The sequence below is a fragment of the Paenibacillus sp. J53TS2 genome (assembly GCF_018403305.1).
Lineage (GTDB): Bacteria > Bacillota > Bacilli > Paenibacillales > Paenibacillaceae > Fontibacillus > Fontibacillus rhizolycopersici.
Genome location: NZ_BOSK01000001.1, coordinates 567,590 through 580,228, shown reverse-complemented (window position 1 = coordinate 580,228; position 12,639 = coordinate 567,590). Strand labels below are relative to the sequence as shown.

At 53.0% G+C, this 12,639-nt stretch carries 12 protein-coding genes; 9 read left to right on the top strand and 3 right to left on the bottom strand.

Annotation, left to right across the window (positions count from 1 at the left end; all coding sequences use genetic code 11):
• Positions 1-103 precede the first annotated feature (103 nt).
• Positions 104-682, top strand: coding sequence for a TlpA family protein disulfide reductase (locus tag KJS42_RS02715; protein ID WP_213621899.1), 579 nt, complete (start codon positions 104-106; stop codon positions 680-682).
• Between the two features lie 71 nt (positions 683-753).
• Here KJS42_RS02715 and cimA read toward each other — a convergent pair whose 3' ends face one another.
• Positions 754-2,373, bottom strand: a complete 1,620-nt coding sequence (cimA, locus tag KJS42_RS02710; protein ID WP_193415001.1) for a citramalate synthase — start codon at positions 2,371-2,373, stop codon at positions 754-756.
• 199 nt (positions 2,374-2,572) lie between these two features.
• Between cimA and KJS42_RS02705 the strand changes: the two genes are divergently transcribed.
• The 3 genes from KJS42_RS02705 to KJS42_RS02695 all read left to right on the top strand — a co-directional run bounded on the left by KJS42_RS02705 (position 2,573) and on the right by KJS42_RS02695 (position 5,152).
• Positions 2,573-3,889, top strand: a complete 1,317-nt coding sequence (locus tag KJS42_RS02705) for a DNA polymerase IV (protein ID WP_213621898.1) — start codon at positions 2,573-2,575, stop codon at positions 3,887-3,889.
• Between the two features lie 138 nt (positions 3,890-4,027).
• On the top strand, positions 4,028-4,270 hold the full coding sequence (locus tag KJS42_RS02700) for a ferredoxin (RefSeq protein WP_155605054.1): 243 nt from the start codon (positions 4,028-4,030) through the stop codon (positions 4,268-4,270).
• A 141-nt stretch (positions 4,271-4,411) separates the two neighbouring features.
• A complete protein-coding gene (locus KJS42_RS02695) occupies positions 4,412-5,152 on the top strand; it encodes a Bax inhibitor-1/YccA family protein (protein WP_213621897.1) in 741 nt (246 codons plus the stop codon).
• Between the two features lie 363 nt (positions 5,153-5,515).
• Here KJS42_RS02695 and KJS42_RS02690 read toward each other — a convergent pair whose 3' ends face one another.
• The gene (locus tag KJS42_RS02690; RefSeq protein WP_213621896.1) at positions 5,516-6,424 is read right to left on the bottom strand and encodes a transposase; all 909 of its coding nucleotides are present in this window, start codon (positions 6,422-6,424) and stop codon (positions 5,516-5,518) included.
• 378 nt (positions 6,425-6,802) lie between these two features.
• Between KJS42_RS02690 and KJS42_RS02685 the strand changes: the two genes are divergently transcribed.
• On the top strand, positions 6,803-8,242 hold the full coding sequence (locus tag KJS42_RS02685) for a L,D-transpeptidase family protein (protein ID WP_213621895.1): 1,440 nt from the start codon (positions 6,803-6,805) through the stop codon (positions 8,240-8,242).
• 1 nt (position 8,243) lies between these two features.
• On the opposite strand, the gene KJS42_RS23270 is transcribed toward KJS42_RS02685, so the two are convergent.
• Positions 8,244-8,375 carry a hypothetical protein gene (locus KJS42_RS23270; protein WP_272491417.1) on the bottom strand — a complete coding sequence of 44 codons (132 nt, stop codon included), beginning with the start codon at positions 8,373-8,375 and terminating at the stop codon, positions 8,244-8,246.
• A 196-nt stretch (positions 8,376-8,571) separates the two neighbouring features.
• Here KJS42_RS23270 and KJS42_RS02680 point away from each other — a divergent pair, with 196 nt between their 5' ends.
• The 4 genes from KJS42_RS02680 (at position 8,572) to KJS42_RS02665 (ending at position 12,639) form a co-directional block, all read left to right on the top strand.
• The gene (locus KJS42_RS02680) at positions 8,572-9,666 is read left to right on the top strand and encodes a quinone-dependent dihydroorotate dehydrogenase (protein WP_213621894.1); all 1,095 of its coding nucleotides are present in this window, start codon (positions 8,572-8,574) and stop codon (positions 9,664-9,666) included.
• A 49-nt stretch (positions 9,667-9,715) separates the two neighbouring features.
• Entirely contained in the window at positions 9,716-10,531 is an 816-nt protein-coding gene (yjbM, locus tag KJS42_RS02675) for a GTP diphosphokinase (RefSeq protein WP_193415006.1), read from the top strand.
• Positions 10,521-11,003 carry a DUF309 domain-containing protein gene (locus KJS42_RS02670; RefSeq protein ID WP_213621893.1) on the top strand — a complete coding sequence of 161 codons (483 nt, stop codon included), beginning with the start codon at positions 10,521-10,523 and terminating at the stop codon, positions 11,001-11,003. Before yjbM ends, KJS42_RS02670 begins: the two co-directional genes overlap by 11 nt.
• A gap of 94 nt (positions 11,004-11,097) precedes the next feature.
• A complete protein-coding gene (locus tag KJS42_RS02665) occupies positions 11,098-12,639 on the top strand; it encodes an RsmB/NOP family class I SAM-dependent RNA methyltransferase (RefSeq protein ID WP_213621892.1) in 1,542 nt (513 codons plus the stop codon).

Sequence of the window (12,639 nt, the reverse complement as noted above, 5' to 3'; positions counted from 1 at the left end):
CACCTTTTTCACGCTCCATTGTAACAAATCGTTAAAAAAGGGTACAATATTTACGGTAAACGTAATCTTAAAACAATTGAGGGCATAAAAGGACGGACATACGATGAATCGTAATCGATGGATATTGGCTGCGCTATTGGTGTTGCTGGCGATCGCCTTGCTAGATCGTGGGGGACAGGACGGCTGGTTTTCGAGCCTGAGCGGCGACTCCAAGGGAAGTAAGAAGGAACCTTCCCTCAGTGCTATGGCGGCGGAGGGGGCACCTAAGCCTGGGACGGCTGCGCCGGCCTTTTCCTTGCCGGGACTGGATGGGAAAACATACGAAGTTGGAGGCAAGCGGGACAAAGTGCTGTTGCTGAACTTCTGGGCTTCCTGGTGTGATCCGTGTAAGGAAGAAGCTCCTGAGTTGAAGGCGCTGGCTGAGAAATATAAAGACTCCCTGGATATTTATGCCGTTAATGTCACGCTATACGATAAGCTAGATGAGGCGAAGGCTTTCGTTAAGGAATATGGTTATACCTTCCCGGTGCTGTTGGATGAAAAAGAAGAGGCTTATCGGATGTTTAACGGTATCGCCTTCCCGACCAACGTATTGATCGACGAACAGGGTGTCATACGCGATGTTATCGTTGGGGTCATTCCACCGGAAGAACTGGAAGCCAAAATCAAAAACTTGATTTAGCGTGAAGAGGCCCGAATCACCAAGTAATAGCGGTGGTTCGGGCCTTCTTGTGAATATGGCGTTTGTTGGTATTAGTGGTTGACTAATCCCCGACCGGCGGAAGGGATCTCTTCATAACCCTCGCGTTTGGTTTGCCCCAGCAAAGCATAACGAATACTGTCTACGAGCGCTTCCCAGCTGGCTTCGATCACGTTGCTCGAGACGCCGACGGTATTCCAGGAATTGTGGAAATCCTGGGACTCGATCAGTACGCGCACTTTCGAAGCGGTGGCGTCTTTGTCGTCGAGTACACGAACCTTATAGTCGGATAGGTGCATGTCTTTCAAGCCCGGGTAATACGTGATCAGCGCTTTACGGAGCGCATTGTCCAGCGCATTAACCGGACCGTTGCCTTCCGCCGCGGTGTAGATGCTAGCCCCGTCAATCTTCAGCTTGACGAAAGCTTCGGATACGACTGGCCGGTCGGCAGTTTTCTCTACCAGCATCTTAAACGATTCGAAGATGAATAGTTCCTTTAAATCACCGTTAGCTTGGCGCAACAACAATTCGAGAGAAGCGTCCGCGCCTTCGAATTGATATCCTTGATGCTCCAAATCTTTGATCTTGGCGATGACCTGCTTGGTGTTCTCGTTTTCCGGATCGAAATCGATGCCCATCTCCTGCGCTTTGGAGAGGATGTTGCTTTGTCCCGCCAATTCGGAGACGAGCACACGCTGACGGTTGCCCACGAGCTCGGGAGCGATGTGTTCGTACGTTCGCGAATCGCGAAGGATCGCGGAGACATGGATGCCGCCTTTGTGAGCGAACGCGGCGTTTCCGACGTAGGGCTGATTGACCTGCATATGCACGTTGGCAATCTCGCTGATGTAGCGGGCGGTGTTGGTGAGTTGCTTCAACCGGTCCGCCTCGAGCACATCGTAACCAAGCTTGAGTTGTAGATTTGGTATGATCGAGCAAAGGTTGGCATTGCCGCAACGCTCGCCGTATCCGTTCATCGTACCCTGAATTTGCGTAGCTCCGGCGCGGACGGCGCTGATCGAGTTGGCAACAGCTAGCTCGCAATCGTTATGGGTATGGATCCCCAATTTTGAGCCGGAGATCGCTCCGGACAACGTGCTGACGATATCGAACACCTCATGCGGCATCGTGCCGCCGTTCGTATCGCACATCACCAACCAGTCGGCGCCGGCTTCTTCCGCTTTACGCATGACGGCGAGAGCGTAATCAGGGTTATTTTTATACCCGTCAAAGAAATGCTCAGCGTCAAAAACAACCTCAAGCCCCTTCTGCTTCAAATAAGCGATGGAATCGAAGATCATGGCGAGGTTCTCTTCCAATGTCGTCTGCAGGGCGGTGTGTACATGAAAATCCCACGATTTTCCGACCAGGGTCGCCGCCTGAACACCGGCTTCCACCATCCGGTGAAGGTTAGCGTCGTGTTCAGCTAGGCTGTCTTTTCGACGCGTGCTGCCAAAAGCGGTGATCTTGGCCTGCAAGTTCAGTTCCTTGACCCGCTTGAAAAATTCAATGTCTTTCCCGTTGCTGCCCGGAATTCCACCTTCAATGTAATGAACCCCAAGCTGGTCCAGCTTTCTGGCGATCTTCAGCTTGTCGTCCGCCGACAGGCTGATGCCCTCGCCTTGAGTACCGTCGCGCAAGGTGGTGTCGAAGATGGATATTGGCTTTGACATGATCGAAGTATCCCCCTTTGGCAATGTATGAGGGTGGTTAGCTCTCACCGTGTGTTTGGTTTTTAATTAATAATTATAACACTTACATTTTAAATGTAACACGCTTTTTTGAGAAAATGGTTGGTGCCGATATTGACCGTCTTTCCGGGGACGGGTATGCTGAACTTAGGAGTAACGTATGATAAATGAGGGGAAGAAAGTGAGAGATACTGCTGATTTTTACCCTGCCCGGGGAAGAGTCGTTTTGCATGTCGATATGAACGCTTTTTATTGCTCGGTTCATGAGGCGGAAGAGCCCGACAAATATCGGAACCAACCCACAGCGGTGGCCGGAAGCGTGGAATTGCGAAAGGGCGTGATCGTCACCTGCTCGTATACCGCACGCAAGTTAGGAGTGTCGACAGGGATGACCGTCAGCCAAGGGCTGAAGAAGTGCCCCGAGCTTATTGTTATCCAGCCGGACTTCCACCTCTATCGCAAATATTCCAGGGCGTTCATGGATATCGCATATGAATACACGCCGCTGCTCCAGGCTGTCTCCATCGACGAATGTTATCTGGATATCTCCGGCTCCAAACAATTCGGCACCCCGCTCGAGATCGCAAACGAAATCCAGCAGCGGATTCGGCACGAGCTAGGTCTTCCCTGCTCGGTTGGCATTGCCCCGAATAAGCTACTGGCCAAAATGGCTTCGGATATGAAAAAACCGAACGGCATTACCGTTCTGCGTATACGTGATGTGTCGAAGTTACTTTGGGATAAACCGTGCAGCGACTTGTTTGGCATCGGCCGGAAGACCGCGGATAAACTAAAGTCGATGCGGATCTATACGATTGGCCAGCTAGCGGCCGCCGAGGAACGAAAGCTCATCGAGCGATTTGGAGTGGCTGGATCCTGGATGAAGCGGGCGGCGAACGGAATCGACGATTCGCCGGTTAATGATGAACGTGAAAAAAACAAGTCGATCGGCCATACGACTACGCTTCCGCGCGATATTAGCCGGATGGAGGACGTGCAGCGAGTGTTGCTGAACGTCGCCGACCAGGTGGCGCGTCGGTTACGTCGACAGAATCTGATGGCGCAAACGATTCAGATTACGATCCGCACCCCGGACATGAAGACGATCACCCGCTCGCAGAGTCTGGATACGGTAACCGAGCAGGCGGAGGAGATATACCGTGAAGCTTGTGAATTGTATCGTCGCCATTGGAGCGAAGACAAGCCGGTACGACTGCTTGGGATTACATTGCAAAATTTGGTTCCCAAAGAGGAGTCTGCGTTGCAGTTGGATTTGTTCGATTACGAACGCCAGCCCAAAAAAGAGTCGCTAACCCGTACGATGGATATGCTAAGGGACAAGTTTGGTGAAGACGCAGTTCTGACCGCTGGCATGCTGACTGACGATCCGTCGGCGTTGATCCGTAATCATCGGATTCGCGGGACTTCGCTGCAGACGGATTTCCTTCGCGAGGAGCGTGACGAAAATGCGGACGGCCCTCGTTCGATCGAGGAATGAACGATCAAGGAATGATCACCTTTTGGAATTGGTATAATACGGAAAACGCATTGAAATTGCAAACTATTTATATTATATTGGTCATGGTGATATAAAACGCACCGGACTCGTACCGTTTATTCAGGAGGCAGATAAGAGATGGCGAAATATACTTGGGTTGAGAAAGACACTTGCATCGCTTGTGGCGCTTGCGGCGCGACAGCACCGGATATCTACGATTATGACGATGAGGGTTTGGCCGAAGTGATTTACGGCGAAGACGGCAATCGCGGGGTAACGGAGATTCCGGATGATTTGCACGACGATCTCCAGGACGCTTGCGACGGCTGCCCGACGGATTCCATCAAAATTGCGGATGAGCCGTTTAATAAAGAAGGTTAAACCTTGGAATAACTGGTTCAAGGAACGCCCTACGCCGATTTCGGCGGGGGCGTTCTTTTTTTATTCTTCTTGGGAGTAGAATGTGATATGATCATAGGAATGAATACTGAATACAAATTCATCAAACGAGGTGGTTATTCCTTGATCGGTAGAAGCGGAAATCCTACTCTTCGCGATTCATCCTTTGATCGTCCGGACTCGTACTCCGGGATGCAGCAAATGACGATTGAAGGTACGGTTAACAAGGCGTTTATCACGCTGATTATCCTTCTAGGTAGTGCGTTCAGCACGTGGATGCTTTATTTTGACGGCTATAGCGTGGGCGGCATGGCGGTAGCCGGTGCGATTATCGGCATGATCCTGGCTCTGATCGTTAGCTTTGTGCCCCGGACGTCGCCCTATCTGGTTCCTCTTTATGCGATAGCGGAAGGAATGTTCCTTGGCGCAATATCCGCGACCTACGAAACGCTGTACAACGGCATTATTCTTCAGGCTGCTTTGTTGACGATGGCCGTATTCTTGGCGTTACTCTTGGCTTACAAAACGCGTTTAATCAAAGCCACGGAGAATTTCAAGTTGGGTGTGTTTGCGGCAACCGCGGGGGTTGCGTTGGTGTATTTAGCTAGCTTTATCCTCGGATTCTTCGGCATTAACATCCCGTATCTGCACAGTAACGATTGGATTGGCATCGGTATTTCGCTGGTAATCGTAGTTATCGCGGCGCTGAATTTGGTGCTGGACTTTGATTTTATCGAAAACGGTGCCCAGCGGGGCGCTCCGAAATATATGGAATGGTACGGCGCCTTTGGCTTGATAGTGGCGTTGGTATGGTTGTATCTGGAACTCGTCCGCCTGTTGGCGAAGTTGGCAAGCCGCGATTAAGAATAATTTAACTTGAGGACAGGATGGTATGGGGGAGGGCGGTAGCCTAACTCGTACTACCCTGTCCTCTCTCTTTGCACCATTATCCCGTTTGATCAGGCAGAAAAAGTAAAGAGGAACAGAGATGCAGAAATACAGAAGGCAGAAAGGCAGAAACGCAGAAACGCAGAAACGCAGAAACGCAGAAACGCAGAAACGCAGAGTGAAACAGAGCGCCTCAGATACTCAGATACTCAGATAATTAGGTGGGCGAGAAAAGTTATGTGAAAAAATAACTATTAAATAAGACAGGATTATCAAAGAATAGTGCCTCGGAACAGTGAAGCAGGTTTTGGAGAACTGCAAGAAATCCTGTAATATATGTTAAGCTGCAGCTACAAGGGGCGGATTCGGTATACGCGCAATCAGTTGATGGTATGAAATGGTTGGAATCGCCACACAAATACACAGCAACTTATGCGACATCGTCGCTTTCCCTCCAGACAAGCGTAGACGCCTACGCACAGTGTACTCGTTCAAGTACGCTTGCAGATACTTCCGTCCTAAGGCCACATAGGTACTTCTCAGCGATCCCCACGCCTCTCTTACCACTTTCCGCAAGGGTGTATACAGCCGATAGGCAATAGGAAACGACTGTATCTCCGATGTACGAATCTCCACATTCTCAGTGATGAAGGCGGCGAGTTCGCGGCGGTTTGCCCTACGGATCTCTCTTCTATTTTGCGGGACGAGTTGGATTTTGACATGCTCAGGCTCGCCAGCATCCGTTACTGTACATCCTGCCACGACTACAGAGGAACGAGAATATAAAAGCTGGCCGCGGGACGGATCAAATCCGTACAGGTCACTATTTACCTTTACGACTCCACTCAACAACTCACGAGCATCAAACTCTCCGATGGCATGGCGTATTTTGTGCAGCATCAACCAAGCGGTCTTGTAGGTAACGTGGATCACCCGGCTCAGCCGCATAGCCGAGATGCCGTCGGGAAGCAAGAACAACTCCATTGCCTGGAACCATTTTAATAAGGGCAGATGGGTTCCTTCAAAAATCGTACCCACCAGAGGTGACGTTTGATACGCGCATTTACCGCACTCGAACAAAGGAATGCGTCGTGTGGTCAGACGGCTGCAATGGGGGTGAGCACAGCGTGGGCAGATGTAACCGTTTGGCCACTTCAATGCAATCAGTGCGTCCACACAATCCTGTTCACTAGTATAACGGCAGCAGTTCAGGGGTGGCAGAATCGTTTCCGGATGACCACCTTCCATGTCGGCTTCCCTCCCTCACTATTAATATACGTACATACGTTCGTTAATTTGATTATACCAAACATACGTTCCTAATACAACCAAAATTCTTCCAAAAAAATCATTTATCTACAAAGTTTCTCTAGCCTCTTTTTCTCGCCACCACCACGTCCTGATCGAAGGGGATAATCGTGCAAAGAGGCGATCAGAGGCACGTAGCCCCGCATCGCCTCGCATCGCCCTGCATAATCTCTAATCCCGTATACCCGCTTCTAAACCTACGCTAGGTATTAAGTCGCAAAAATGCGTAATTGGCGAATAATGGGTTAGAATCCCTGATCTCTCTGCCGATATAAGTAAATAATGGTGATTTCTCGACTACCTGGCATGGAGGAACTGATGGGAAACTCAGCTTATCTTAAAAAATATGTAGAAAACCATCCTAACAATAAAATGGCCTGGTATTTACTGGGCAAGGAATATGAATTGAACGGGCAAGCGGGGAAAGCCCACTATTGCTATATTCAGGCGGGCAACGTGTACGAAGCGTTTGAATCCAGCAAAATCCCGCTTCCGGAAGAGGTACTGTCCGGCTACAAGGAAGGGCTGATGCAGGAGACGCACCGGCGGGAGAAACGAAGCCGGTTCCTACGCAAGTTCAGCCTGGCGCTGTTGATCGCGCTGCTGATGTGGATTCCCTCGGCCGATGCGCCGGGGAATCGGCCGGCGATCGTGCCCGCGTCAGCTGGCGTCGAGCTCGGAGAGACGCCGGCCGATGTGCCGCCACTCGCCGAGGATGAGGCGGTGGGCGGTGCGCCTCCGGTGGCGCCGGCCTTCTCGGGGCCGGCGTTCACCGCCATCGGCTACGCCGGCGATCCCGTCGGGACGCAGGCGGAGGCCGTGGGCGGTTTGCTCGCGCTGCAGCGGCAAACCGATTTTAGCCCGCTCCATGCGGCGGCGCTTGGCATGGAGCGGGCTGGCGACTGGCTGGTCTGGTCGGACGACCTGCCAGTCGTGTTCGGCTTGGAGCAAAGTCCGGCTGACGGTCGGACTACGCTCCAAGCCTATGATCCGGCGGCCTGCGAATGTACGCCGCCGGATCCAACAGAGCTGCAGAAGCACGCGAAGGTGTGGATTCCGCAGCAGGAATCGCTAGGCGTGCTGGCCTCAGCGATGACCCATTATAAGCAGGCCAAGGGAGCCTGGCCTTCCAGCCTGCAGGATCTAACCGGGCCGTATCCTGACAATTGGATCGCGGGGACTGATCCGACCATGGTGCAGGGGTTCGGCCCGCTGTTGGCGCAGCTGAAAAATAAAGGTATCGCCGCGACGGGAAAAGAAAATGAGACAGCGGTGCTCGCGGAGGGAATGGTTCCGGGGCAGCGGCCGTATTTTGCCGAGCCATATGAGATTATCGTCGATACACAAGCGCATGTACTGGCCGTGGTTAGTGGGAATGTGATAGTTCGGAGTTATCCGGTTGGCTTGGGCGGTGACAAAACACCGGAGGGCACATTTGCGATTTCCGAGAAAGTGATGAACCCGAACGGAAGGGATAACGGAGAGTTTGGCAGCCGCGGCATGCAGCTGTCGGATACGAATTACGCGATTCACGGAACAAATGAGCCGGACAGCATCGGGAAGGATGAGTCACTGGGATGCATCCGCATGGGGAAGAAGGACGTGGAGGAGCTGTTCGATCTCGTCCCGAAGGGAACGAAGGTGGAGATTGGAAAGGGGATCTTACCGAAGCTGAAAAACGTCCCGGCGGAGCGTTTCGCCCTGGGCGATAGACAGGATCAGACCAATCCCCACCGCACATACCATTGGTTGGACTAGTTTAGGTTACGATCAGAAGGACGGCAGTCACGACCACGAGCGCAGCTACGATGGAAATCGACCAGATGAGCGCTTTCTTGTTGACTTCGTCCTTTTTTTGCTGGAATGTAGGCGGTTTGCGTTTGGTTGACATGAATATTTCCCCTCTCTAACCTAGTCTGAAGCGATAATGGAGGTGCATTCCCCCTTATTGTAACGGCTTTCATCATAAAATTCCATCACCTTGTTGTTATGTTCACGCACCGTTTAACTTTTCTTTTCCAACGGAAAAGGCTAAACTGATAATAGCAAAATCATGCAAAGCATCGGATCGGAGTGAACAGAGAAACGTGTTGTATCGTGCATTGGGAAAACCGGTGTTTTTCCGGATGGATCCGGAGGATGCCCATCATCTCGTTATCAATGGATTACATACTGCCGCTGCTATTCCCGGAATGACATCGATGTTGCGCGGGATGTACGGCGTGCCGGAGGCGCCGGAGCTGGCGACGAACTTATTCGGTATTCATTTTCCTTCCCCGGTGGGGTTAGCCGCCGGTCTTGATAAAAATGCTGACGCGGTGCCAGGTTTTTCCGCGATCGGATTTGGATTTATGGAAGTTGGCACGGTGACGCCGTTGGGCCAACCCGGCAACGATCGTCCCCGGTTGTTCCGGCTGCCTCCCGAGGAGGCGCTGATCAACCGGATGGGGTTCAATAACCGCGGGATGGAGGCGATGGCAGAGCGCTTGCAGGCGCTGAAGCTTCGTCCGATTCCGGTCGCCGTCAATATTGGAAAGAACAAAACAACGCCAAATGAAGAAGCTTTTCGCGATTATGAGAAATGCATTTCGGCATTATACGAATACGCTGATTTTTTCGTCGTAAACATCAGTTCACCAAATACGCCGGACCTGCGTAAATTGCAGCATGGTAACGAGCTGGCAACGCTGTTGACCGCCGTGATCGACCGGATGGCGGAAGAGGCGGAGCGACACGGTAAATCGAAGGCGGTGCTGGTCAAAATTGCGCCAGACGTCAGCTTTGATGAGCTGGAATATATGGTCGATACGATCCAAAACAGTGGTGTTTCGGGTCTTATCGCCACGAATACGACGTTGTCCCGAGAGGGGATCACGCATAAGAACGCCCAGGAAACGGGAGGCCTGAGCGGCAAACCGCTTGGTATGCGATCGACGGAGATCATTTCTCGGGTCTATCGGCAAACGGGCGGGCGATTGCCGATCATTGGCTCGGGCGGAATTTTCACGGCGGACGATGCCTACGCCAAGATCAAGGCAGGTGCCAGCTTGGTTGAAATCTACACCGCGCTGATTTACGAAGGCCCGGAGATTAACCGCAAGCTGCACCGTGGACTGCGGCAACTGCTGCGGCGGGACGGCTATCGCCATATTTCCGAGGCGGTTGGGGCGGACCACCGATAAGCGGCCGGCTGAAGCCAAGCCGGGGGGATAGAAGACAGGAGGCATAAGGATGGACAGTAGAGATTGGGGAACATTTTTGCTTCCATATGAACAAGCCGTTGAGGAGCTAAAGGTCAAATTCAAGACGATGCGCTCCGAACTGAAGAAACTTGAAGAGTATGCGCCAATCGAATTCGTGACCGGAAGGGTCAAGAAAATATCCAGCATTCTAGACAAGGCGAAGCGGTACAACGTGGCTCTGGAGGATCTGGAGACCGGGATTGAAGATATCGCCGGCATCCGGATCATGTGTCAGTTCGTAGAAGATATCCGCCGGGTGGCGGAGTACATTCGGATGCGCAAGGATCTTAAGGTCCTTTACGAGAAGGACTACATTACCAACTATAAAGAAAGCGGGTATCGCAGCTTTCATATGATCGTGGAATATCCGGTGCAAACCGCGCTTGGCCAGAAGCAGGTGCTAGCCGAAATCCAGATTCGCACGCTGGCGATGAATTTCTGGGCTACCATCGAGCATTCGTTGAACTACAAGTATCGCGAGAGCCTGCCCGAGGAGATGCGGGGCCGGCTCAAAAAGGCCGCGGAAGCCGCCTTCGTACTCGATAACGAAATGTCCAGCATCCGCGAGGAGATTTTGGTTGCGCAGAAGAGCTTCGAGGACGACTCCAACATCGTCTCCTCGGTACTTGCGTCGATTCATCAGTTGTATTTTTACCATCTTGTGTCCGAAGCGATTGACGCGCAGGAGCGGTTCAACCGGCTGTGGGAAACGAAGGATTTCGAAGGGATGAAGCTACTGATGGGCGAAGTGAAAGGCCTCATCAAGCAGCACAAAAAAGTAGAGGAGCCCGGGGATGAGCTATGAGCCGCTGTTTGTGGCGTACCTCGTTTACTTCAACCGAGACCGCGATTACTTCGAGTGCCATGAGGTGCTCGAGGAGCTTTGGTTGGCGCGGGGACATGACCCGCTGTACAAAGGGTTGCTTCAGATCGCTGTCGGCTTGTTCCATGCCCGGCGCGGCAATTTGTCCGGGGGGCGGAAAATGCTGCTTTCGGCCTTAGAACAGCTGTCTCCGTATCCGGAACAGTCGCTTGGCATCGACCTTGGCAAGCTGCTGCGGGAGACGGAGGCGTACATCAGAGAGCTAGCAGATGAGGGGAAACGGGATTTTGCCTTTTACGATCTGACGATCCGTTTGTTAGATTCGGAACTGGTCCGCATGGTGGAAGTGGCATCGGAGAACATCGCCCCGAATAATCCGCAGCGGCGTACACCGCAGCGCGGTGAGAAGCATGAGGAAAGGCAGCAAAAGTTGGATCAAAGGAAAGCGCGTTGACAAGGCTGATTTCGGCCCGTCCCCCATTGTAGGGGAGACGGGCGTTTTGCGGTACGAAGCAAAATGACTGAATCGAAGAATGGATGGGACAGGCATGGCGGTACAACCACCAGAAGAATTTTTGGAGCGCATGCAGGAGCTGTTGGGAGAAGAAGAATATGCGGCTTTCCGTGCCTCTTACGACAATCCGCGGTTTGCGGGGGTCCGCGTCAATACGCTAAAAATTGATTCCGAGGCCTTCAGGAAAGCGGTGCCGTTCGAATTGCGGCCGATTCCCTGGTGTCAAACGGGGTACTATGTCGATGAGCAAACGAAGCCGGGCAAACATCCGTATTATCACGCCGGGCTCTACTACATCCAAGAGCCAAGCGCTATGGCGCCGGTGGAGCTGTTGGAGGTGGCGCCCGGGGAGCGAGTGCTCGACCTCTGTGCGGCCCCGGGAGGAAAGTCGACGCAAATCGCGGCCAAGCTGCGCGGAAGCGGCATGCTTGTAACTAATGATATTAACGCGGAACGGACCAAAGCCTTGGCTAAAAATATCGAGCTGTACGGCGTACGTAACGCGGTCGTGCTCGGCGAGACACCGGAGCGAATCGCACGTGCGTTCCCGAATTTTTTCGATAAAATTCTGATCGATGCACCTTGCTCGGGGGAAGGGATGTTCCGGAAAGACGAGGATATGGCCCGGCTATGGGAACCGGAATGGATTCGGAAGTATGCCGGCATGCAACGGGATATCTTGAAGGCAGCGGCGGCTCTGTTGGCGCCGGGCGGGAGAATGGTATACTCCACCTGCACGTTTGCGCCGGAAGAGAACGAGGCGACGATCGCGGATTTCCTGTTGGAGCATCCAGAGTTTAAGGTCGTACCGCTCAAGTGGGATCCCCGGATCTCCCCTGGACGTCCGGAGTGGCTGGAATGGCTAGCCAAGCGAGAGGAAGGCCGGATATATCCGGCGGAAGTCGCTGCGCAAACTGCCATGTGCGGCCGACTTTGGCCGCATAAGGTGGAGGGTGAGGGACATTTTCTCGCCGTACTGGAGCGACAAGGGGAAGGACAACCCCAGGAGGAAACCATAGGATTGGGTAATGCCCCCTCGGAATGGGAGGGGGAATCCCGCAGTAAACGGGAATCCCGTCAAGGCCACCGGGGCCGCCAGGGAACTGGGCGCGATGCCAAAGGCGTGGACGAGAGGGAGTTGTTAGAGAGCTGGCGGGCTTTTTCCCGTGAGCATCTCAATGAGGCGGAACTACCGGGGGAACCGCTGCTTTTTGGAGGCAACGTCTACCTGTCTCCGCTTACCAAGGAGCGTCTGGACGGGTTGAAGGTTGTCCGGCCTGGCTGGTACGTCGGGAGCGTGAAAAATGGGCGTCTTATACCTGGGCAGCCCTTGGCCACAGCACTGTCTCCATCGGAAACGGTGAGGGTGCTGGATTTGTCCGCTTCAGACGGCGAGGCAATTCGCTATCTGAAGGGAGAAACCCTGCAGGTGGAAGCGGCGAGGATTCAATGCTCGGAGAACGCTAGCCCCAAAGGATACGTGCTGATCACGGTCGACGGCTATTCGCTGGGTTGGGGCAAATGGCAGGATGGAATGCTGAAGAACGAATATCCCGCCGGGTGGAGGTGGACGTAA

Excerpts from the sequence above, each read along its gene's own strand:
- cimA (WP_193415001.1), bottom strand. The coding sequence starts at position 2,373 with ATGTCAAAGCCAATATCCATCTTCGACACCACCTTGCGCGACGGTACT.
- yjbM (WP_193415006.1), top strand. The coding sequence starts at position 9,716 with ATGGACAGTAGAGATTGGGGAACATTTTTGCTTCCATATGAACAAGCC.
- KJS42_RS02685 (WP_213621895.1), top strand. The coding sequence starts at position 6,803 with ATGGGAAACTCAGCTTATCTTAAAAAATATGTAGAAAACCATCCTAAC.
- KJS42_RS02670 (WP_213621893.1), top strand. The coding sequence starts at position 10,521 with ATGAGCTATGAGCCGCTGTTTGTGGCGTACCTCGTTTACTTCAACCGA.
- KJS42_RS02715 (WP_213621899.1), top strand. The coding sequence starts at position 104 with ATGAATCGTAATCGATGGATATTGGCTGCGCTATTGGTGTTGCTGGCG.
- KJS42_RS23270 (WP_272491417.1), bottom strand. The coding sequence starts at position 8,375 with ATGTCAACCAAACGCAAACCGCCTACATTCCAGCAAAAAAAGGACGAA.
- KJS42_RS02700 (WP_155605054.1), top strand. The coding sequence starts at position 4,028 with ATGGCGAAATATACTTGGGTTGAGAAAGACACTTGCATCGCTTGTGGC.
- KJS42_RS02665 (WP_213621892.1), top strand. The coding sequence starts at position 11,098 with ATGGCGGTACAACCACCAGAAGAATTTTTGGAGCGCATGCAGGAGCTG.
- KJS42_RS02690 (WP_213621896.1), bottom strand. The coding sequence starts at position 6,424 with ATGGAAGGTGGTCATCCGGAAACGATTCTGCCACCCCTGAACTGCTGC.